The 21,018-nt window shown below is 66.3% G+C and carries 19 protein-coding genes, 1 tRNA gene and 3 pseudogenes; 12 read left to right on the top strand and 11 right to left on the bottom strand.

What is annotated here, in order from left to right; genetic code table 11:
* Positions 1-231 precede the first annotated feature (231 nt).
* From DTQ71_RS07855 to DTQ71_RS07835, 5 genes are all read left to right on the top strand, one after another.
* A complete protein-coding gene (locus DTQ71_RS07855) occupies positions 232-1,248 on the top strand; it encodes a TauD/TfdA dioxygenase family protein (protein ID WP_211317108.1) in 1,017 nt (338 codons plus the stop codon).
* Positions 1,249-1,290: 42 nt separating this feature from the next.
* Positions 1,291-2,505 (top strand): CaiB/BaiF CoA transferase family protein, encoded by a 1,215-nt coding sequence (locus tag DTQ71_RS07850; RefSeq protein ID WP_109563705.1) that lies wholly within the window; start codon positions 1,291-1,293, stop codon positions 2,503-2,505.
* Positions 2,502-3,236 carry a glutathione binding-like protein gene (locus DTQ71_RS07845; RefSeq protein WP_109563704.1) on the top strand — a complete coding sequence of 245 codons (735 nt, stop codon included), beginning with the start codon at positions 2,502-2,504 and terminating at the stop codon, positions 3,234-3,236. Before DTQ71_RS07850 ends, DTQ71_RS07845 begins: the two co-directional genes overlap by 4 nt.
* A gap of 165 nt (positions 3,237-3,401) precedes the next feature.
* Entirely contained in the window at positions 3,402-3,893 is a 492-nt protein-coding gene (locus DTQ71_RS07840; RefSeq protein ID WP_109563703.1) for an Lrp/AsnC family transcriptional regulator, read from the top strand.
* Between the two features lie 162 nt (positions 3,894-4,055).
* Positions 4,056-5,195, top strand: a complete 1,140-nt coding sequence (locus DTQ71_RS07835; RefSeq protein ID WP_109563702.1) for a glycine cleavage T C-terminal barrel domain-containing protein — start codon at positions 4,056-4,058, stop codon at positions 5,193-5,195.
* Between the two features lie 230 nt (positions 5,196-5,425).
* Here the strand turns inward: DTQ71_RS07835 and DTQ71_RS07830 are convergent.
* The 3 genes and pseudogenes from DTQ71_RS07830 to DTQ71_RS07820 all read right to left on the bottom strand — a co-directional run bounded on the left by DTQ71_RS07830 (position 5,426) and on the right by DTQ71_RS07820 (position 7,366).
* Positions 5,426-6,435: pseudogene (locus tag DTQ71_RS07830) on the bottom strand (IS5 family transposase).
* A gap of 62 nt (positions 6,436-6,497) precedes the next feature.
* Positions 6,498-6,602: pseudogene (locus DTQ71_RS07825) on the bottom strand (IS5/IS1182 family transposase); the annotation flags it as partial.
* Positions 6,603-6,655: 53 nt separating this feature from the next.
* Positions 6,656-7,366, bottom strand: a complete 711-nt coding sequence (locus DTQ71_RS07820; protein WP_170125338.1) for a Crp/Fnr family transcriptional regulator — start codon at positions 7,364-7,366, stop codon at positions 6,656-6,658.
* A 152-nt stretch (positions 7,367-7,518) separates the two neighbouring features.
* Here DTQ71_RS07820 and DTQ71_RS07815 point away from each other — a divergent pair, with 152 nt between their 5' ends.
* The 3 genes from DTQ71_RS07815 to DTQ71_RS07805 all read left to right on the top strand — a co-directional run bounded on the left by DTQ71_RS07815 (position 7,519) and on the right by DTQ71_RS07805 (position 10,314).
* Positions 7,519-8,151: a FecR family protein gene (locus tag DTQ71_RS07815; RefSeq protein WP_109563700.1), complete on the top strand. Its 633-nt coding sequence runs from the start codon at positions 7,519-7,521 to the stop codon at positions 8,149-8,151.
* Positions 8,148-10,016 (top strand): CHASE2 domain-containing protein, encoded by a 1,869-nt coding sequence (locus DTQ71_RS07810; RefSeq protein WP_170125337.1) that lies wholly within the window; start codon positions 8,148-8,150, stop codon positions 10,014-10,016. Before DTQ71_RS07815 ends, DTQ71_RS07810 begins: the two co-directional genes overlap by 4 nt.
* Positions 10,017-10,098: 82 nt before the next feature.
* The gene (locus DTQ71_RS07805; RefSeq protein WP_109563698.1) at positions 10,099-10,314 is read left to right on the top strand and encodes a DUF4278 domain-containing protein; all 216 of its coding nucleotides are present in this window, start codon (positions 10,099-10,101) and stop codon (positions 10,312-10,314) included.
* Positions 10,315-10,485: 171 nt separating this feature from the next.
* Here DTQ71_RS07805 and DTQ71_RS23435 read toward each other — a convergent pair whose 3' ends face one another.
* Genes DTQ71_RS23435 through DTQ71_RS07785 form a run of 4 tightly spaced genes read right to left on the bottom strand, consistent with a single transcriptional unit; the run spans position 10,486 to position 11,793 of the window.
* Positions 10,486-10,728, bottom strand: a complete 243-nt coding sequence (locus DTQ71_RS23435) for a sulfotransferase (protein WP_281271229.1) — start codon at positions 10,726-10,728, stop codon at positions 10,486-10,488.
* A gap of 18 nt (positions 10,729-10,746) precedes the next feature.
* Positions 10,747-11,028 (bottom strand): gamma-glutamylcyclotransferase, encoded by a 282-nt coding sequence (locus DTQ71_RS23835; protein WP_211317107.1) that lies wholly within the window; start codon positions 11,026-11,028, stop codon positions 10,747-10,749.
* A 3-nt stretch (positions 11,029-11,031) separates the two neighbouring features.
* Positions 11,032-11,556, bottom strand: coding sequence for a GNAT family N-acetyltransferase (locus DTQ71_RS07790; protein WP_109563696.1), 525 nt, complete (start codon positions 11,554-11,556; stop codon positions 11,032-11,034).
* 18 nt (positions 11,557-11,574) lie between these two features.
* A complete protein-coding gene (locus DTQ71_RS07785) occupies positions 11,575-11,793 on the bottom strand; it encodes a hypothetical protein (RefSeq protein WP_109563695.1) in 219 nt (72 codons plus the stop codon).
* A 92-nt stretch (positions 11,794-11,885) separates the two neighbouring features.
* On the opposite strand from DTQ71_RS07785, the gene DTQ71_RS07780 reads away from it, so the two are divergent.
* Positions 11,886-12,761, top strand: coding sequence for a LysR family transcriptional regulator (locus tag DTQ71_RS07780; protein WP_170125336.1), 876 nt, complete (start codon positions 11,886-11,888; stop codon positions 12,759-12,761).
* A gap of 602 nt (positions 12,762-13,363) precedes the next feature.
* Here the strand turns inward: DTQ71_RS07780 and DTQ71_RS07775 are convergent.
* Entirely contained in the window at positions 13,364-13,636 is a 273-nt protein-coding gene (locus DTQ71_RS07775) for a hypothetical protein (RefSeq protein WP_109563693.1), read from the bottom strand.
* Positions 13,637-13,756: 120 nt separating this feature from the next.
* On the opposite strand from DTQ71_RS07775, the gene DTQ71_RS07770 reads away from it, so the two are divergent.
* Positions 13,757-14,671 (top strand): LysR family transcriptional regulator, encoded by a 915-nt coding sequence (locus DTQ71_RS07770; protein WP_109563692.1) that lies wholly within the window; start codon positions 13,757-13,759, stop codon positions 14,669-14,671.
* Positions 14,672-15,026: 355 nt separating this feature from the next.
* Here the strand turns inward: DTQ71_RS07770 and DTQ71_RS23430 are convergent, their stop codons facing one another.
* Together DTQ71_RS23430 and DTQ71_RS07765 are read right to left on the bottom strand one after the other, a co-directional pair.
* A complete protein-coding gene (locus tag DTQ71_RS23430) occupies positions 15,027-15,200 on the bottom strand; it encodes a hypothetical protein (protein ID WP_170125335.1) in 174 nt (57 codons plus the stop codon).
* Between the two features lie 207 nt (positions 15,201-15,407).
* A complete protein-coding gene (locus DTQ71_RS07765; protein WP_109563691.1) occupies positions 15,408-17,054 on the bottom strand; it encodes a winged helix-turn-helix domain-containing tetratricopeptide repeat protein in 1,647 nt (548 codons plus the stop codon).
* Positions 17,055-17,253: 199 nt separating this feature from the next.
* Here DTQ71_RS07765 and DTQ71_RS07760 point away from each other — a divergent pair.
* Positions 17,254-18,531 (top strand): annotated as a pseudogene (locus DTQ71_RS07760) (IS3 family transposase).
* Positions 18,532-18,979: 448 nt separating this feature from the next.
* Here DTQ71_RS07760 and DTQ71_RS07755 read toward each other — a convergent pair.
* Positions 18,980-20,137 carry an MFS transporter gene (locus tag DTQ71_RS07755; protein ID WP_109563690.1) on the bottom strand — a complete coding sequence of 386 codons (1,158 nt, stop codon included), beginning with the start codon at positions 20,135-20,137 and terminating at the stop codon, positions 18,980-18,982.
* A gap of 590 nt (positions 20,138-20,727) precedes the next feature.
* On the opposite strand from DTQ71_RS07755, the gene DTQ71_RS07750 reads away from it, so the two are divergent.
* A tRNA-Gly gene (locus tag DTQ71_RS07750) sits at positions 20,728-20,801 on the top strand.
* Positions 20,802-21,018 lie beyond the last annotated feature (217 nt).

Raw genomic sequence — 21,018 nt, 5'->3', positions numbered from 1 at the left:
CGATGCGTCGACCCGTTCGGGACGCGGATGCGAGGCGGCGCGGGCTTGAATATGCGTCAGAGTTCCATCCCTAGGATCGCGATTGGATCCTGGCTGGCCGGGCGCGGCTGGGTCCGCGCTGTCGCACGCCTTGGTCTCGGTTCGGCGGCATGCGCTGTGTTCATCGGGCTTGCCCGCTTTCGTTCTCGCTTCTGTCCTCCTAGGTCTGAGAGATCGAAAAGGAGGTGACCCTTGACGACGAATGCAAGCAATCCCGTCCAGGTCGAAAGGGCGCGCGCCGCCGTCATCGAAATGTTCGGAGGCACGATCCGGGCTCTCGATCCGATCGGGTCGGAGGTGTCGGGGATCGACCTTTCCGCCGCAGACACGCTCCCGCCCGAGTTGGTCGATGTGCTGGAACGCGAGATGGCGGAGCGCGGTTTTCTCGTCTTCAAAAATGCGCGGTCTCTCGAGCCGGAGGATTTCCTGCGCGCCAGTTGCCTCTGGGGCGGGCGCGAGCTGCACAGCACCCATGGCGTGCATCCGCAGACCCCCGGCGGCAATCCGCACATCTTCCGGCTGTCCAACGATCCGCGCCACGGCATCCCCGATGTCGGTCCGCAATGGCACAACGACGGGAGCTTCCTTCCGGCGACCTTCTCCCATTCGGGATACCATATCATCCGGCCCGCCGAGAACGGCGGCGGCACCCATTTCGCGCATCAGGGACGCGCCTTCGCAGCCTTACCCGAGGACCGTCGGGAACGCTGGCAGCGCCTGTCGTCGGTGAACTCGGCCTCCGGCGTCGTACACCCGGTCGTGCACGTGCATCCCGTCTCGGGACAGCGCTGCATCTGGCTGCATCTGGGCATGACCGGCGCGGTGATCGAGAAGCTCCCGGACAGGGACGCCTTCCGGCTCCTTCACGCCGACGAGCTGGCTCAGCTTTGCCGGGAGTATAACGACATCCTCGATGCCGGGCTGACGAACGGCTATGCAATGGCCTTTGAGTATGCCGAGAACGATTGCGTCTTCATCGACAACCTCGCCGTGGCCCATCGCGCGGCGCCCGAGGCTCACATGCCGGTCGAGCGCCAGGGCCTGCGGATCATGCATCGCAGCACCGTGAAGGGCGTGAAGGATCTTGCGCCCGGCTTCGACCTGCCGCAGCACGTGGGGATCGACGGGCCGAACCCGATCGGCGAGGGGGTTTGGCACGCAGGCGGCGTCGGCTTCCGCTGGCAGGACGGCATTCCGATGCGGAACTGACGCCCGGCGCGCGCACCATTTATCCAAGACCGGAGGACCAGCATGGCGGGACCGCTGCAAGGAATTCGGGTCATCGACCTGACTACGATGATCTCGGGGCCGCTGGCCACGATGACGCTCGCCGACCAGGGCGCCGAGGTCCTCAAGATCGAGCATCCGAAGGGCGGCGATCACAGCCGCCAGGTCACCGGGCGGCGTGGGGGCATGTCGGCGTCCTTCCTGAACAACAACCGGGGAAAGAAGTCGGTCACGCTGAACCTCAAGGACCCGCGCGGCGTCGAGGCCGCGCTGCGGCTCTGCGAGACCGCGGATGTGGTCATTCAGAACTTCCGCCCGGGCGTGGTCGACCGGATCGGGCTGGGAGAGGCGGCGGTGCGCGCGGTGCGGCCCGATGTGATCTACGCGTCGATCGCCGGGTTCGGCTTCACTGGGGAGTGGGCGCGCCGACCCGTCTACGATCCGCTCATCCAGGCGCTGTCGGGGCTGGCGAGCGTCCAGGGCGGCGCGGATGCCGCGCGGCCGCGCCTCGTCCGTACGATCCTGCCCGACAAGCTGACCGCGATCCAGACCGCCCAGGCCATCACCGCCGCGCTGCTGGCCCGGACCCGGACGGGCGAGGGAAGCCACGTGCAGATCTCGATGTTGGACACCGTGCTCGCCTTCCTCTGGAGTTCCGACATGGCCGGCTACACCTTCGTCGGGGACGAGTTGGAGCCCGCACGGGACGGGGACGCGCAGACCTTCGTCGAACTCATCTACCAGACCGCCGATGGCTGGATGGCGGTCTCGGCCCATACCGACAGCACCTGGGCGGGCCTGTCGGCGGCGGTGGGCCGTCCCGACTGGCTGGAGGATCCCCGCTTCGTCACCGTGGCCGCGCGGGAGGAGAACAAGCCCGTCCGGCTGGAGTTGACGCAGGAGGCGCTGCTCAAGGACACGACCGAAAACTGGATGCGGCGTCTGACCGATCATGACGTGCCCTGCGCTCCGGTCCTGACCCGCGCCGAAGTCTATACGCACCCGCAAGTGCAGGCCAACGCGACGGTGCTGGAACAGGAGCACCCGCAGGCCGGGCGAATCCGTCAGGCCCGCACCCCGGCCCGTTTCTCGGCGACGCCGATCGGCGACCCGGCGCCTGCGCGGCGCCTCGGGGAGGACACCCGGACGGTGCTGGCGGAGGCGGGCTACGACGCCGAGGCGATCGACGACATGATCGCGCATGGCATCGCGACCGACACGCAGGAGAGTGCACCTTGATCGATCTCTACTTCGCGCCCACGCCGAATGGCTGGAAAGCCGCCATCATGCTCGAGGAGACGGGCATCGAGTACCGCCCGATCCTGATGCGGATCGCAGAGGGCGACCAGTTCTCGCCCGAGTTCCTGGCCATCAGCCCCAACGCCAAGATCCCGGCCATCCTCGATCACGCCCCGGCACCGGAATGGGGCGAGGACCCGGTGACGGTCTTCGAGTCGGCTGCGATCCTGCTCTACCTCGCGGACAAGACCGGGCTGTTCGCACCGTCGCCGAGCGATCCGCGCGCCCGCAAGGAGCTGATGGAATGGCTCTTCTGGCAGGTGGGCAACCAGGGGCCGATGGCGGGGCAACTCAGCCATTTCCGCAACTACGCGCCGGAGGGCGACCGCGATTACGGCTTCAAGCGCTACCTTGGCGAGTACGACCGGAACCTCGGCGTGCTGGAGAGCCGCCTCGCGGAACGCGACTACCTGCTTGGAGAGTATTCCATCGCCGACATGCTGGCCTTCCCCTGGGCCTTCATCGCCAAGCCCCTCGGCGCGTCGCTGGAGGCTTTCCCGCGCGTGGCCGACTGGCGCGCGCGGATCAAGCAACGCCCTGCCGTGCAGCGCGCCATCGACCTGCACAAGTCGGAGCAGAACAGGGGCCGGCATCGAGCCGACAATAATACCGTCCTATTCAATCAATCCGCCGGGTCGCTTCGCCAAAGACTTGAGGGTGAACGAGAGTAGGCGACTTCAGGACAGGACTGCTTGAGTCGACGTCCTCCGACGCCAATGCGCAAGAAATAGTCGCAAGCTCGTAGCTGCGCCGAAAGACTGCGCGGTAAGATGTGGCATCCGGCAAGGGGTTGCCGTCTTCCTGATGCTTGCAAGGCATGGCGAGGTGTCCGACCGATGAAGCGTATTGGCCTCGATGCGACGGACATTCGGATCCTCAGCGCGGTGCAGCAACACGGTCAGTTGAGCAAGGCCAAACTCGCAGAGATGGCCAACATTTCGCAAACGCCATGCTGGGCCCGCCTCGACAGGCTGAAGGCGGCGGGCTTCATCCTCGGCTACCACGCCGACATCGCGCTGGCGAGGATCTGCGATTTCACGGAGGTCGTGGTGACCGTCGCTCTGATTCGCCACCGCAAAGCCGATTTTGACCGCTTCGAAGCCTTCGTGCGTGACCGCGACGAGATCACCGAATGCATCGCGACCGGGGGTGGCATGGACTACGTCATGAAGGTGATCAGCCCGACCCTCGCCGCGTTCGAGAGCCTTATGCAGGCGATGCTTGACGCCGCGTTGGGGGTTGATCGCTATATGACATACATTGCCATGCGTAGAGTGAAGGCAGGTCGTCCTAACTTGGCCGCGCTGGCAGCCCGAGGCGTCCGGTGATGCCGGCGGACCAAACGGCCTGAACTCCGCCTCAAAACTAGTCCGTCAGGTCTTCAGCCGCCTTTTTTTTAGTCCGCGCCGCCACGGGCTTTGAGTGTAGATCTGCGCCAGGCTCAATCGATCTCCGACCCACCGGGCCGACGAAAAGCAAGGGAGAAATTCATGCGCGCAGACGACTTCGGCTTTGGCACGCAGATCCGAAAATCCCCTTATTTCGATGCCACAGTGCGTTGGGGGGCCAAGGGGTTCTCGGTCTACAACCACATGTATATCCCGCGCGATTTCGGCGATCCCGAGCAGAACTTTTGGAACCTCGTCAACGATGCGATCCTGTGCGATGTCGGTGTCGAGCGCCAGGTCGAGATCACCGGACCGGATGCCGCGCGTTTCGTCCAGATGCTCACGCCGCGCGACCTGTCGAAGATGGCCGTCGGCCAGTGCAAGTATATCCTCATCACGAACGCGAAGGGTGGCATTCTGAACGACCCGATCCTGCTGCGGCTGGCCGAGAACCACTTCTGGATCTCGCTTGCCGACAGTGACATCAGGCTCTGGGCGGAGGGCCTTGCCATTAATTCCGGGATGGATGTGACGATCGGTGAGCCGGACGTGTCGCCTCTGCAACTGCAGGGACCGAAATCGGGCCTCATCATGCAATCGCTTTTCGGTGACAGCATACTGGATCTGAAATATTACTGGCACCGCGAGTTGAGCCTCGACGGCATTCCGCTCCTGGTGTCTCGCACCGGCTGGTCCAGCGAATTGGGCTACGAGATCTACCTCCGTGACAGTGCCTATGGCGACGCGCTCTGGGAGCTGATCATGGTAGCGGGCATGGAGTTCGGCCTGAAGCCTGGCCACACCTCCTCCATCCGGCGCATCGAGGGCGGGATGCTCTCCTACCACGCCGATGCCGACATCGACACCAATCCTTACGAGCTGGGACTCGACCGGCTGGTCGATCTTGACATGGAGGCCGAGTTCATCGGCAAGGCCGCGCTGCGCCGGATCAAGGAGCAGGGCGTGGCCCGCAAGCAGGTCGGCCTCATCATCGACTGCGACCCGCTGAAAGGTCCGAACACGACCTTCTGGGCGGTCAATGCGGATGGCGAGAGCGTCGGCAAGGTGACCTCGGCCGTCTATTCGCCGCGGCTGGAGTGCAACATCGCGCTTGCGATGGTGTCCGCGAACGTCGCCCATATCGGCATGGCGGTCGAGGTCGTGACTCGCTCGGGGCCGACGAAGGCCACAATCGTCGAGCGTCCATTCTACGATCCCAAGAAGTCCATCGCTGTCGCTTGACCGCGGGCGAGATCCTGTGAAGGCCGCTCGAGATTAGCCTCTTGATTTCAGAGGTATATGAAGAGTCCGTCCTTAACATCATGCTGTGGACGCGATCTGACGGTTGGTTGGCGCCGGGATCGGGATCGTTTCGCCCATGATGCGCAGGAGCGTTGGTAGGATTTTGGCCACGAGGGGGCGTTGCTGCAGAAAGGCGGCTTGAGGCATGACGTCCCCCTTCCCCTTCAGGATCAGGCCACGCGGACGCTCTCGGCGGTGGCGAGGGCGTTGAAGCCGTTGATGAGGACGACGCGGATGTGGATTTTGGCGGTCTGGCGGTCGGGGTCTCGCGCGGCGATGCGCTCGCCGAAGGCCTTCAAGCCCCGCATTCTGGCCTGGACGCGGCTGCGGGCGTGGTATCCGGTCCAGCGCTTCCAGAACCCGCGGCCGTAGTGACGCCTGGCCCGGAGGGTTTCATTGCGCGGCGAGACAGTGTCGGCCACTGGTCCGAGGAACATGGCGCGCGCAGCTGGGCAGTCCTCTTTCCAAGCCCGGCCTTTCTTTCGGATTGGAATGATCGCCGTGCCGCCGCGTGTGATGATGGCGCAGTGCAAGCGTCGTGTATCGTAGGCCTCGTCCGCGGTTACTGTGCCGATGTCTTCGCCGTCCACGAGCCGGTCCAGCAGGTCTGGCAGGACGGGGCTGTCGCCTTCCCGGCTGGGGGTGAACTCGACCGCGCGGATGTCGGAGGTGGCGGTATCCCTGGCCAGATGGGCCTTGCGCCATTGGCGTCGGCCCTTAGCACCGTGCTTGCGGGCCTGCCATTCGCCGCCGCCAAGAAACTTGATGCGGGTGCTGTCCATTGCCCGGCAGTGCATCAAGACGTGATGTCACGAGAGGGGACCAGCAGGTTCAGCGGCCCGCCGGCACGGCGATACGGGATCTGCACCGTCAGAGTCTTCTGCCTGCGGGACAGCGTGGAGTAGTCCGGGACGGGCCAGTCCAGCCCGGCCAAGCGCAGCAGGCTGGCAACCATCCCGGCGGTCTGCCTGAGCGGCAGCTTTAACAGCGTCTCGATCGACAGGCAGAACTGGTTCGCCGCCTTCGAGAGGGCCGGCGGGCGCCCTTGGCGGCCCTCATCCCGCGCGTGCCAAGCCATCTCCTTGTCCAGTCAGATCATCAGCGACCCAGGGTTGCCGAGCGCGGCGTTGGAGCTGGACCAGCTCGTCGTGCGGTAGCTGGCGGGCGTGGGCTTGCTCATCCAGCCCGTCTAACCAACCGCGAGGAGTCATGACGTGAGTTCCCGACGGCCAGAGTTCTGCGACAACGCCGGATACCCTTGTCTTTCAGGGCGTCGCGGAACCAGTCGGCATCGTAGCCCCGGTCGGTGACCGACCACTCGATCGCCGGCGGTGACGCCCTCAAGGCCCCGGGGATGCGCGTCGGCTGGCCAGGATCGGAGGCACCGCGCAACGGGGAACTCAGGCGCTCAGGCTGGCCTCTGCGCGCCCACGCTCGGCCAGGGCGCTGAGGTCGGGGACACGCAGCAGGCCATCCTCTACGCGGACGATGCCGTCATGCACGAGCGCTTTGAGGCGCTTGTTGACCGCCTCCCGGCTCACGCCCAGCATCCGCGCCAAGTCGCCCTGAGAGAAGCGACGCACGAAGCGTGCGCCCGCGCCCTCGGCGACCGCATGGTCGGCGGCGAGGTCGTGCAGTTTCTGTGCGAGCCGTCCGTCGAGTCCGAGGAAGGCGAAGGCGCCGAGCGCCTCGGTGTTGCGTCGTAACGTCTCGCAGAGGACCCCGACGAGATGGCGCGCGAGCACCGGCTCGGCCTGCAGCGCGCGGGAGAAGCCGCGCGCGGGAAGCAGAAGGCACTTGCCCGCCTCGATTGCGGTCGCCCCGGCCGAGCGCGGTAGCCCGTCCAGCAGGGCGATCTCGCCGAAGGCGTCGCCTGGCTCCAGGAGCGCGAGCGTCAGCTCCCGACCCTCCGCGTCCGAGATCCAGATGCGGACGAGCCCCGACAGAACGATCCGCATCCCGTCAGGCGCGTCGCCGGCCAGGAACAGCACCTCGCCCGATGCGTGCGGGACCGCCCGGCTGTCCCTCGCCAATACCGACAGGACGCGCGTATCCAGTCCTGCGAGGACGTAAGCGCGCGCAAGCGCCGCGATTTTCTCGTCCTCCCGCATGCCCGCCATTTGGCTCCGAAGCCTCGGTGTGGTCAATATCCGGGCGGGTTGGATAGAGCCCTCCGCCCAAAGGGACGGCAGGCGATACAACTCGCGGTCGCTTTGCTAGGCTTTGGCCGAACGCCCGACCGGGCCGCCACGCGGGAGCCCCGATGCCGACCGGACCAACATGCCGCAGCCTGCTCTGCGCGCTCCTTCTGCTCGCACCGGGCGGCACGCGCGCTCAGGGCGAGACCTTCTGCCAGGTCGTCGAGGTGACGATCGGCGCCGCGACGATCCAGCGCGGCCGGACTCGCGTGACGGCGGTTGTAGGCCATGTGCTGGCGACCGGCGACCGCATCCGCACCGAGGCCGCGGCGCGTGTCCGCATCCTGTGCGATTCGGGGCTGACGGTCGATGTGGGGCCGGACACGCGGATCGATCTCGACGCGCTACTCGTGCCGCCCGAGGAGGGCGGCGCGGTGCGGCTCCTCAGGGGCGTCGCGGGATTCCTGCTGCCCCGGCCACGCTCGGGCGGGTTCGAGGTGCGCACGCCCTCGGCCGTGGCCGCCGTGCGCTCGACCGAATGGGCGGTGGAGGTGTCCGGCGAGGCCACCACCGCTTTCGTGCGCGAAGGACGCGTCGCGGTGGGCGGGCGCCGGAGCGTCGTGCTGTTGGGCCCAGGCGAGGGCGTCGAGGTGACGGCCCAGGGCGCGCTCGGCCCCGTCCAGAGCTGGGACGCGGAGCGCGTCGATGCCCTCGGCGCCCGGATCGGCCCGGCTTGGCAGGCCCGGCGGTCGCGATGAGCCCGTGGCCTGGCCGCGCGCTGCTTCCCTGGATCGCGGCTTTGGCGCTCTCGTTCGCGATTGGGGTTTGGCATCCAGGTCGCACGACCGGCCCGGGCGCGGCGGTGGAGGGCCGCCTGCTTGACGCACGGATGACGCTGCGCGGGCCGCTGCCGCCGCCTGAGGGAACCGCCATCGTGCTGATCGACGAGACCGACCTGACGGCCATGGGCGGCTTTCCCCCGCCGCGCGCGGCGCTGGCCGCGGCGGTCGACGCGATCTCGGAGCGAGGCCCCGCCGCGATCGCCATGGACCTGCTGCTGATCGATCCGCGCCAGGGCGACGCCGTTCTGGCGCGGGCGCTGGCGCAGGCACCCGGAATGGTCGCGTCCGTCGCGCTCGGCCAACCGGACGCGGCGGCCTCCGCCGCCCTGGCGGAGGCCGCGCGCCGCAGCGGCTTCGACGCCACGGTCGGTATGCCCCCGGGCTTTCCCGCGGGCATGGAGGGACCGACCGACGCGCTCGCCGGCTTGGTCCGGCTGGGGCACGTGAACGCCCGGCCCGATCCGGACGGCAGGATGCGCCGTCTTCCCGCATGGATCTCGGTGACCACCGGTGACGGGTCGATCCGCGTGCCGGGACTGGCGCTCGCCGCAATGCGCGCGGCCGGTCCCGGTGCGCCGCTCGTGCTGCGAGGCCCCGGACGCGCGCGAGACGGCGCCGTCACGGCTGGGGCCAGGGAAGTCGCGCTCGACCCGGACGGGGCGATCCCGCTCGTCCCCTACGGCCCCGCCGGCACGATCCCGACCTGGTCCCTGCGCGAGGTGGGCCGGGCCGAACTGGCGGGACGCGTGGTCTTCCTCGGCCTCACCGGGACGGGTCTGGGTGACCGTCACCCGACCGCCTTCGATGCGGCGCTACCGGGCGTTGCGCTCCATGCCACGCTCGCCGCCAACTTGCAGGAAGGTCGTGCGTTGCGCCGCGATCGGGCGGCGTGGTTGCTCGATATCCTGGGCAGTCTTGCCGCGGGCGCGCTCGGTCTGCTCGCCGCAACGCGGCCTCGTGCGGTGCGCGTTGGGCCGGCCCTGATCGGCGGCGCGTTCCTGCTGGGCGGAACGGCGCAGGCCGCGCTCGCGGCGGGCTGGTGGCTCGACACGGTCACGCTGGCGCTGGCCTTCGCCGGCAGCGCGACCCTCGGTATGGGGCTGCGCGCGGCGCGGGCGAGACGGCGCGCCGAAAACCTCGCGCGCTACACCTCGCCGTTGCTGACGGAGGCGCTCTCCGAGGCCGCGTCCCCCGCCTTCGAGGGCCGCGCGCAGCTCGCCGCGGCGCTTTTCGTCGATGTCGCAGGCTGGACGGCGACTGGCGAGGCGCTTGGGCCCGATGGGGCGGAACGGTTCCTTGCCCGCTTCCACGGCGCCGTCGAGCGGGCCGCCATCGCTTCGGGCGGCGTGGTCGAGCAGTTCGCTGGCGACGGTGCCATGATCCTCTTCGGCCTGCCCGAGGCGCGAGACGACGACGCCGAGGCGGCCCTCGCCTGCGTCCAGGCGCTGCTGGAGGAGACCGCGCGGGAGGCGCCGCCGATCCCGATCCGCATCGGCGCCCATATGGGCCGTGTCCGCGCCGCCGTACTCGGCGGCGCCAGGCAGCGCCACGTCACGGTCACCGGCGACGTGGTCAACACCGCGAACCGCCTCCAGGAGGTGGCCAGGGCGGATGGCGCGCGGGTCGCCGTCTCCGACGCGCTTTTGCAGGCCACCGCAAGCCCGCGGGCCTGGGTCGACCGGCTGCGCCTGGGAGAGGCCGGTCTGCGGCGCTTGCGGGGCAGGACGGCCCGCCTGCATGTCTGGACCGATGCGGATCGGCGGTGTGCGGACCCCTTGTGATCGCGTTCACAGCGGAGGCCCCACGGGATCTGCGATGTCCTTCTCAGCGCGATGATGCGCAGTCAGAGAAGGAAACGGACCCATGACCACGCTGATCTACCGCGGCTTCGCCTACACCGCCTCCGAGACCGCCCCGGCCGCGCCCTGCGCCCGCGACCTGATCTACCGCGGCGTCCGCCATGACGGTCTCTCAACGCGACCCGCACCCCGCATCGCCCCCGCCGCACTGCGCTATCGCGGCGCACCGCATGGCGCCGCGCCGGCCCGCCCGGTCAAGATGCTCCCGACCGGCGCCTGATCCGGCCCGCCGCGGCTTGCCCCGACCGCTCCGGCCGGTCGGGCGCGCCCGTCGCGAAGGGAGGCCGAGGATGTGCGACACCGGGTGGGCGGTCTCGGCGGCGATGCACCGCCGATACCGCCCCTAAGCTCCAGGCCCTCGCCGTTCGGCGCCGTCGGACCATCACGTCCCTCAGGCGATCCCTGCTGGCGCGATCTTGCTCGGGCGCGCAGATGGACAATCCGCGTCCAAGGCAATTTCGGAACTAGGCTCCGTTGCGCACGCCGTGATCGGTTCGCCCCCGAACATCGCCCAGAACTCATCGCGCGCATTGCTCCGCGGGAAGTCCGTTTCAGGGACCGGGACACCCAAGAAGCGGCAAAGCGGCTTACACCCGTTGGCGGGCGTGAAGACGAGCAGGCGGTCGGCGGGGATCGACCGTGGAATCGCCGCTCATGCTCCGGCGCATAGGCGCGCCGGATCTCGGCGAAGCGCAGCGCCGGGTTTCCAGATCAGCGAGCCATAGGCGAAGACCCACAGGTCCCCCTCGTGCCCGGCGAGCGCCTCGGCCCGGAGCGCCTCGCGCACCTCGTCGCTCTGGGTGAAGGCGCGGAAGGCTTCCAGATGCGGATACTGCGCGACCACGGCGTCGATGGTGAAGCGGCGGAAGAAGGAGGTCTCCGCATCCTCGATCCGGTCGCGCAACTCGGGGTGATGGAAAAGGGGGTCTGTCATGCTTCAAATCCGGTCCGGCGTGTGAAGGAGCATCGCCATGAATATCTCGATATCGGGCTCTATGCCCGGAAGTTCCCCCGTCGGTGGCATGGGACGGAAACCTTTGCGCGCATAGAGCGTCTGCGCGGCGAGTAGCGCGTGATGGGTCGATAGGACGGCGCGGGCGTGTCCGGCCGCACGCGCCTCGATAAGGAGAACATCGAGCATCGCGCCGCCCACGCCTCGGCCCCACATCTCCGGAAGGACGAACATGCGCTTGACCTCCATCGTGCCTCGGCCGAGGTCGCGGAAGCCGACACAACCCGCAGGTGCGCCGTCGAGCCGGGCGAGAACGAGGCAGCCGCCGGGCGGGCCGAAGGGGCAGGGCAGCCCTGCAAGCTCGACATCTAGATCGGCGAACACCTTTGGGGTTCCGGACCCTCCCATCTGCTTCTCTTGCTCCGTGCCCCAGGCGGCGAAGGCGCGGATCAGGTCTCGCACGGCGTCGAGGTCTTCGCGGGTGGTGGCCCGCGCGACGGTTGGGATCATCTTGGCGCTCCGTGCGGCTCAGAGCTGGCCGGGATAGTGCTGCATCAGCGCGTGAACGTCGAGATCGCTCGAAAAGGCGTCGGGGTTGCGCGCGATCATCTCCTGCACGAAGGCCCGGCGCGCGCGCGCTTCGTCCGCATCGGGTGCCGCCGGGGCAAGGCCGACCGCCACGCGGCGCAGGATGGCGGCGAAGGCGGGGCGACGGATTTGGGAAGCAGCGATGCCGATGGCGGTCATGGCGCAGTCCTTTCGTGCTCTGTGTCCCGGTCAGGCTACGGCAAGGCATCGGAGATCTGGTATCCGTCGGGACGATGTGCTGCTCTGCGAAAATGAAGAACCGATTTCACGATTGGGGCGACGCCCGCATCTTCCTTGCCGTGGCCGAGCAAGGATCCACCCTGGCGGCGTCGCGCGTGCTCGGGCTGGCGCAAACGACGGTCGCGCGCCGGGTCGATGCCTTGGAGCGTGCGCTCGGGCTAAGGCTGTTCGCCCGCGATACGCGCGGCTTCCGCCTGACCGCGGAGGGCGCGGCCTTGCGCCCCGCCGCCGAAGACCTGCGCAAGGCCGCGGGCGCGCTGGAGGAGTTGGCACGATCGCAACGAACCAAGGCCCGGGCGCCTGTCAGGTTCACATCCTGGGACGATGCCATCAACGCGGAGCTGTCAGACGTCTTCGTCAGTTTTGTGGCCGATATGCCCGGCGTCTCGTTCGAGTTCATGACGTCCAAGCGCAACCTCGACCTGACCGCCGACGAGGCCGACGTAGCGCTGCGCCTATGCGCACGTGCGCCGGATTCGGCGCTCGTGGGCCGCCAGGTCGGGCGGACGGAGTGGACGTACTACGCCTCGGAGGCCTACGCGGCTGCGCGCGGTTTGCCGGCGTGCTACGACGACGACCTAGACGACCACACTGTCGTGATGCTGGAGCACATCCCATCCGCACGGCGGAACGTGCTGTTCTTCGACTCCCCGAGCGCCCTTGTCATGGCCATCCTCACCGGGCGCGGGATCGGCCCGGTGCCCACGATCCAGGGGGATCGCGAGAGCCGACTCGTCCGTTGCTTCCCGCCGCCGGAGGGGTCGGAGATGGAGATCTGGCTGCTGGCTGGCGCCGCAGCATATCGTCGCCCTGAGGTAAAAGCGTTCATGGCTTTTGCCGCGCCCCGCTTCAAGGCGCACTTCGCTGGCGGCGAGCCACGTCCCTGACTTTAGCGCTCCTTGACAGAAACACGATGTTTGTTTCGACATTCCGACTCAATGTCGCTGATGGCAGAGCTACATCTGCCGCTCGGCGCCAGAGGTTGAGCACGCGATTCGCTCCACACGAACGCTGTTTCTTTCAGGGACGGCGCGAAGTGATGTCGCTGCACCGCCCAAAGCACGGGACGCGTCTCTTCAGCACCCGTGCGAGCATCACCTTCTCTGACCTCCCCGAAGTCGTTAGTCGCCTCGCGGCGGGCCGACCCTGACGCACCGTCGCATGACCGCTCCGAGCCCAAATTGACTGGCGCCTCGAATTGGAGGGTCCGCCTTCTTCACGATCCATCGCAATTGCGGCTTTTGACGACTTTGGGGGCGGGGAGAATTGCGCGGCCGGCAGGGCCTCTTAGGCCGCGCAAATCGATCAATCTGTCTGAAAGTCAGAAGCCATGGATCGGAAAGCAATGGAAATGTTGCCGCGCGAAAGTCAACTCCACGAGCCGCAGGTCGAAGCGATCGTTTGCTGACCCATCGGCCGTCGAAGAGACCCGTTCGCCCCCTGCTTTTTGCTTCGCGGGTCGGGTCTTGGAGCGCCAGAACCACATGGCCTACGCCTCTTCCAGGAAATACGAGAGTTGTTCGATGAACCCGAACTTGCGCATCATCGCATCGCCTGCCGGGGAGCGACTGATCTCGCGCATTTTTTCGAGGTCGTGCACCTTGCCGACGACGGCGGCCTGATTGGCATCCTGCGGGTCGCGCAGGAAAGTCATCTCGCCGACGGCGTCCCCGAACACCTCCTTGTGCGCGGCGTGGAAGTCTTCAAGCTCGGCCCCGACGGGGGTATGCGAGACGCGGCAAACGGATACGAGCAGGGTCATGGTGTGTCCTTTCAAACGATGGGTGCCCTAGCGTCCGGCCGGGCATGCTGAAGGGTGACACGATCGGGTTTGCGCGAGTATACCTGCATTATCGTGTTTATCGTTCCATGAGATCGAACAATGATTGATCAACTCAGGACCATGGCAATCTTTCAGGCGGTGGCCGAGCTTGGATCGTTCCGGCAGGCCGCCAAGACGCTAAACCTGTCGCCGTCGGTGATCAGCCATCACGTCTCGACGCTCGAGGATCAGTTGGGCACGCCGCTCCTCTATCGTTCCACGCGCCGCATGTCGCTGACCGATGCGGGAGCCGAGCTGCTGGCGGCCAGTCAAAGGATGACCGCCGCCGCTCTGGATGGGCTGTCGGCCGTCCAGCGGCGCGCGAAACAGCCCACGGGAACACTGACGATCGCGGCTGCGACCCCGTTCTCACAAAGCCCCTATGCCGAGGCATTTACCCGCTTCGCGCAGACATTCCCTGACGTGCATCTGAAGGTTCAGCTGGATGACACCACTGTTCCTCTGGAGGGATCGACCGTCGATGTGGCCATTCGCGGTCGCACGCACGACCTCGACGACAGCAGCTACAAGGTACGCAAGCTGGGCAAAGTTCAGTTCTGTGTATTCGCCGCGCCGTCCTACGTGCACGCTCGACCAAAACCGCAGTCGATGGAGGATCTTGCCGACTGGGACTGGATTCAAAGCCCGCCCATTTCTTGGTCCGCATTTGCGACCTTGGCTGACGGCACTGCTCCCAGTCGGTCTCCCAGGGTCGTCGCGACCTGCAACAATTTTGCGCTGGCCCGGAAGTTCGTCGAAGAGGGTCTGGGGTTCATGATCGAAACCTACCCGCTCGTTGCGGATGACTTCCGCGCGGGGCGCCTGGTCCAATTGGTGCCGCGCGTCAAACTCCGTCCGATCGACGTCTACGCGATCTACCCGGCCAACAGCCCGAAAGATGGGCTCGCACACCTGTTCGTCGATTTCATGATGGGTCAACCTTGGGCCGAAGAGCATAGCTTCGGCGTCCGATGATCACTCAGTTGCAGGTCGGGAGAGGTCGTTAGACCGTGCAATTCCAAGGGCAGCTCTGTCCCGCTTGTGCTCCTTCACCCACCGAACATGCTGCGCGATGCACGAATGGCCACAATGCGAAAGCTGCACCGCGGCAAGAGCTGACCCATCGAATGTCTCCTGTGGGCCGTCAGCGACGTCGATGGGTCACTCGGCGAAGGGTCTGATGCCGCAATGCCGCACGTCGGCTTCGAGCCCATTCTGGCGATTTTCTGTCTCGCGGCGAATGCCCGGTTTCGGCCAACTGACCAAATGATGGCCGAAATTGCTGCCTTACAAGTTTCCGGAACGGCAAGGGCATTGGCGCGGTACAAATTCAGCGGCGCAGGCCGATGTCTCTGAGGAAACGCTCATTGACGTGGCGAAGGTCGACATCGGAGCCGGGGCGCGGTCCGAAGAGAGACTTTACGAGCGCCAGTGGAAGGCGCAGGGCGCGCGCGAGGGGCGACTTCAGTTTGCGGGACTGCAGCGGTGCTGAAAGATCGGTCATGTCTGGTATCCTTCTGATTATCTTGCCGGAATGGCCGGTTTGTGCAGCCAGGCTGGCAGCCAGAAGGGTGAATGTCCTGAAACGGCCCGAAGCGTTCCGAAAACTTCCAAACGGGCCGGAAGGGCCGACAGATTCTATATTGGCGACTATGGGTTGAGGGCAGCCACGCGCTGCGATGGCCCGACCCCGAGGGGCCGGGTAGCGCGGTTACGCCGTTGCGGCGGCCGCACGCGCGTTAAGGTCGCCCACGAGGCGCTGGAAGCGAGGAAGATCGCGCAGGGCGTCGAGGTCGTTGTCTTGTTTAATCCAGACAGAGAAGGTGACGGCATCGACCCGCGGCAGGCAGTCTTCGAGCGTATCGAGTGCGGTCTCCGTTTCACCGAGCAGCGCCATGGCGCAAGCGATGTTGTAGTCGATGCTTGGATCATCGGGATCAACGGCCTTGACCCGCAGGGACCATTGCTTGGTGCGTTCGGCGTCGCCCAGCTTCGCAAGGGCACTTACACCGGTGATCAGTGCGTAGGAATCTGACGAATTCTCTGCAAGCACGCGTTCGGCCCGCACGAGCGTGCGGCGGGCGGTGTCCAGCACCTTCTCAAGCTGGCCCGTTGCCTTGTAGCACATGGCGACATGGGAGGAGGCCGCCAGATCCGCTTCCGAAAGTTCGGTCGCGCGTTCCCAGTGTAAAATGGCTTCTTCGTGCCGTCCGGTCTGGAAACACGTTCTCCCATAGAGAAAGCGAACATCGTAGGAATTCGGATCGAGTTGAAGCGAGCGTTCGTGAAGCTCGAAAGCCTCGTCAAAGCGACCGAGACCGGCAAGCACGAAAGCCTTGGCAGCCAGGGCCTCGGACAAATCCGGATTGAGAGCGAGAGCACGTTCCGCCGCTTGGAGGCCATGCTCGGCCGAAGCCGAAAGCCCGAAAAGCCCGGTCTGGCTGATGGCCAGAAGCGCCCATGCCAGGTCGTACTCAGGGTCGATTTCAAGCGCCTGTTGCGCAAGGCGGCTGGCAATAGCGAAATTCTGTCTGTCCAGACGCGTATGGTGATAGCGCGCCTGGAGATAAAGCTCATACGCTTCGGGGTTGTCGGTCGGCCGCGACTGGATCGCCCTCCGTTCGGACGGTACAAGCCTGACCTTGAGCGCAGCAACAATGGCCTCGGTGATCTGATCCTGAAGATCGAAGATGTCGGTCAGGTCGCGGTCGAAGCGTTCCGCCCAGACCGGATGCCCGGCCGCGCCTTCGACTAGCTGGGCGTTTATGCGGATGCGATTGCCGGATTTGCGCACGCTGCCCTCGACCACATGGGTCAGGTTCATATCCCGGGCCGTCTGCGCGACATCCACGGCGCGTCCCTTGAAGGTGAAGGCCGTGTTGCGGGCGACCACGGACAGGGCCGCTACCTTGGAGAGATCCGTGATGATGTCTTCGGTGATCCCGTCGGAGAAATATTCCTGATCGGGATCGCTTGAGGTGTTGGTGAAGGGGAGCACAAGGACCCTGGGGACCGCGGTTTCGCGTTTGCCGGTGTCAGGGGCAGGCACAGGGACAGGCGTGTACTCTTCTACAGTGAGCACGAACTGGTAGCCCCGCCCAGGTATCGTTGCCAGCGCCTTTGGTCCGAGCACCTTTCGCAGGGCCGAGACCTGAACGGTTAGGTTGCTTTCCTCAACCGCGATGTCCGGCCAGACGTCATCGAGTATCTCTGCTTTGGTCGCTACGCGGTGTCGGTTCGCGACCATGAAGCACAGCATGTCGAAAGCCCTGGCGCCCAAAGGCAATTCGATCCCATCGCGGGTCAGCTTGCGCTCGTCCGGCGCGAGGATGAATTCGCCGAAGCGGAAGGATGACACCGAACTCTGTCCCGATCTGGCTTTCGATAACCTGGAGTTTCATTTTGGCCGCAAAGACAAGAACGTACCAGAAGATACCGACAAGATTCGAGGGCCCCATGCCCTTTCAAGAATGGGTTCATCTGTGCCGGCGGTCCCCCGGTGTACGGTTTCTTGAGACACTAGATCTGGCTTTATGCGGCTCCCGCAAGGAGGAGCCATGACGGACGAACGGAGCACGGGGGCGGGCTTGCCGGAGCGCGCCCATCACGCTGGCGGAGGCGAGCCCGCCGCGCCGCGTCAGCGGCGCATGTCGGCGCAGCGCAAACAGGAGGCCGTCTTGCGGGTCCTGCGCGGCGAGGACCTCGAGTTGGTCAGCCGTGAGCTGGGCACCACCGCGGCCGCTCTGAGCGGCTGGCGGGACGACTTCCTGGCAGCGGGCGCGGCCTCGCTGAAGAGCCGGCCCGAGGATGGTCGGGAGCGGGAGCTGCGGGCCATGCGCGAAAAGATCGGCCAGATGACGATGGCCAACGAGTTACTGGAAGCGAAGATCGACCGGCTGGAGGCGGGCGCCCCTTTTCGGCATCGGAGGTTGAAGACATGAGCCAGGCCTTCTCGATCTCCGCACGCCGCCGCTACGGCCTGGCCCGGCTCGGACCGATGCTGGCGCGTCAGCCGGGCGACGTTCCATCGGCATTTGGCTGCTGCCAACCGCCCCGATGCTCCCCGGCTGCGCAGAGGGCCACAAGGCGCGATGTCCGACACCGATCTGGCTGGGCGCATCCGGGCGCTGCTGGCTGCCAGCCCGTTCCACGGCGAGGGCTATCGAAAGCTCTGGGCGAGGCTGCGCCATGCCGGGATCCGAACGAGCCCGCGCCGCGTGCTGCGCATCATGCGGGACCATGGCCTTCTGGCGCATCAGCGCTCTGGGGCGCCACGCGGCCCGCGCGCCCATGACGGCACGATCACGACGGACCGCGTGGACGAGATGTGGGGGACCGATATGACCGCTGTCGCCACCGGCGAGGGCCAAACCGCCGTCTTTATCGCCGTCGACCATTGTTCCGCGGAATGCATGGGCATCCATGCCAGCGCGCAGGCCACGCGCCACGAGGCGCTGGAGCCGATCCGCCAAGGCGTCCGCCGCAGCTTCGGGGCGGTCGGCAAGGATGTCGCGAAGGGCCTGAAGATCCGCCACGATCACGGCAGCCAGTACATGAGCCGAGACTTCCAGCGCGAGCTCCGTTTCCTCGGCGCCGAGAGTTCCCCGGCCTTCGTACGTGCCCCCGAAGGCAACGGCTGTGCCGAGCGCTTCATCCGGACGCTGAAGGAGAACCTGCTTTGGGTCCGCTGGTTCGACAACATCGAGGAGCTGCGCCACGCCCTGCTCGCGTTCCAGAATACCTACAACGAGCAGTGGCTCATAGAGCGCCACGGCCATCGACCACCAGCCGACATCAGGCGAGAACAAACCACGAACATGCAAAGCGCCGCATAAGCCCAGTTCGCTGTCTCAAAACTGTAGACCGGTACAGCGGTAATCTCTGTCCGCCCGGAGCAGCGAATGCCGGCTATCCGACGGGGGGGCTTATGGCAGCATCTGCTGTAAGTCGAAAGCTGCCATCGATCGTTCGGGCTGCAATGTCCGCTTCGTCCGCATTGCGGACCTCCATGAGCCCTGCGTGCTGCGTCCGCGTCCAAATGACCGCTTCGGAGAAGCCGCGGCGCAGCGACAGTCGCGCTGTCGAACGGCGGCTCTGGGCCGGTCGCATCGGTTGAGGCGGTGGCCAAGGCTTGGCACTTTCGTCCCGCACTGCTGAGCGAGGGTCGATGACGCCCCACCAGGGCCGGACGGCGATGAAGCTTCCTTTAAATCTGCCGCAACGACTGCCGTCCGCCGCCGTGATCGTGCCGCTCAAGCGGCCGGCGCGGCGCATCTTGTCGCTTCAGCCAACCTGTGTCGTCGGGCGAGCGCGCCCGAGCACCGGTGACAGAACAGCGATCAGCAATGCAAAAAGGCCCACAAGCGCGAAGGATACTCGCAGCGAACTGGCGTCAGCGATGAACCCGATCGCCGGTGGTCCCATCAGCATCGCGCCATAACCCAGCGTGGCGACCGAGGCGATGGCCTGGCCAGCCGGGACCACGGGATCGGCAGCCGCGCGGCTGAACGCCAGCGGGATCACGGCCGCATAGCCCATGCCCATCAGCACGAAGCTGCCAAGCGCCACGGGCAGTGTCCACGCCACGGCGCAGAGCATGTAGCCGGATGCCGCCAGCACCCCGCTCGTCAGAGCCACGCGCTGCGGCCCGTACCCTGTGATCAGCCGGTCGACACAGAGTCGCATCGCGACCATCGTGACCGAGAAGGCCGCATATCCCAGCGTCGCGTGCGCCTCGGCGGCGCCGAGAACGTCGGCGAGAAAGACCGCGCTCCAGTCGACCGCGGCCCCTTCGCCGAGGCCCGCGCCAAGCGCGATCAGACCAACGACGATCAGCGCGCCGCGCGGGAAGGCGAAGACGGGGTCGCCCGCACCGCCCATCGCCGTCCGGGAGATCCAGTCGATCCGCAGGAACGGCCCGAGCAGCAGCGCCGCCAGACCCGCCGCCAAGACGAAATGGAGCGAGACCGGGGCGGCAAGGCTCGCGGCGACGAAGCCGCCCGCGGCCCCAAGCCCCGCGCCGAGGCTCCACATCGCGTGGAAGGACGACATGACTGACCGACCCATATGCCGCTCCACCTCGGCGCCCCACGAGTTCATCGCGACGTCCATGGCGCCATGGCACATGCCGAAGAGGAACAGCGCCAGTGCGAGCGTCGGCACCGCCGGCGCCAGTCCGACCAGCGCGATGGAGACAAGATAGACGAGCGCGATCCAGCGGGTGACCCGCACCGCGCCGAACCGATCGGCGAGCTTGCCCGCGACGGGAAACGAGACCAGCGCGCCGATCCCCATGACCAGCAGCAGCAGTCCGAGCGCGCTCTCGTCGAGGCCGAAATCCGCGGTGATCGCCGGGACCCGCGAGGCCCAACAGCCCAGCAGCACGCCGTTCAGGGCGAAGGCGGCGGCGACGCTGCGCCATGGCGTGACGAGATCAGGCATTCACTCTCTCCAATCCGATCGGGACGAAGCGCACTGTCGCCGGGGCATGGGCATCAATAACGACAGACGACAGCTCCAGACCACGAGGAGAGCCGCAAGACAACGACAGGAGCTCAGCCGCGTCGCGAACTGACTTGCTGCTCGGTTTTGCGAGACCAGTGCGATCGCAAAGACGGCCTGCTGCTGGCAGTTGCACCGGACGTCCGCCGCTTTGGCGGGCATGCATGCCCACGATCCGGCGCCAAATGTATGCGCCGCCATTTGCATGCGCAGCCCAGCGCGCCCCGACGCGTCCACCGGTCCACCTAGACCCCGTTCTTCGCCAGATCGAGCCACGAGTCGTGGTGCTCTCCGACATGACCCCTCTCCGCCGGGGACAGTCGCTGACCCAGCTTACTATATGAAATCCCGTCGCGGAGCGGTCAGCCCCTGAAGGCCGATCCGGACACCCCCCGATATCCGCGGCCTCCTGCTCCTCCGCATCTACTCCCCTGAACCCCAGCTCGCACGGAAGAGCCACGAGCTTCGCCGGGTGGGAAGGCCTTGGACTTGACGCTCCGCGAGCGCTCGAATAGTGACATGCTTCGAGCGCGGGCGTTGTGTAGTGGTAAGACCTCAGCCTTCCAAGCTGATGACGCGGGTTCGATTCCCGCCGCCCGCTCCAAAAAATCAGTTCCGACAGACTGCCGACAAAGTCATTGCCCGCCATGAGGCAAAACTTTGAATACAGTAATAAAAACTGGGTATGAGCGTCTGTCTTCCAAGCTGATGACGCGGGTTCGGTTCCCGCCGCCCGCTCCAACACTCCAATCGGACTTTCCACCACTGGATACACGCTTTTCCCGAAACAAGATACTGATTTGAAAGAGATGCCTCGGCTC

The sequence above is a fragment of the Jannaschia seohaensis genome (assembly GCF_900116765.1).
GTDB classification, from domain to species: Bacteria; Pseudomonadota; Alphaproteobacteria; order Rhodobacterales; family Rhodobacteraceae; genus Jannaschia; species Jannaschia seohaensis.
Note: the sequence above shows the minus strand (reverse complement) of the source record. Positions and strands in the feature narration are given on the sequence as shown.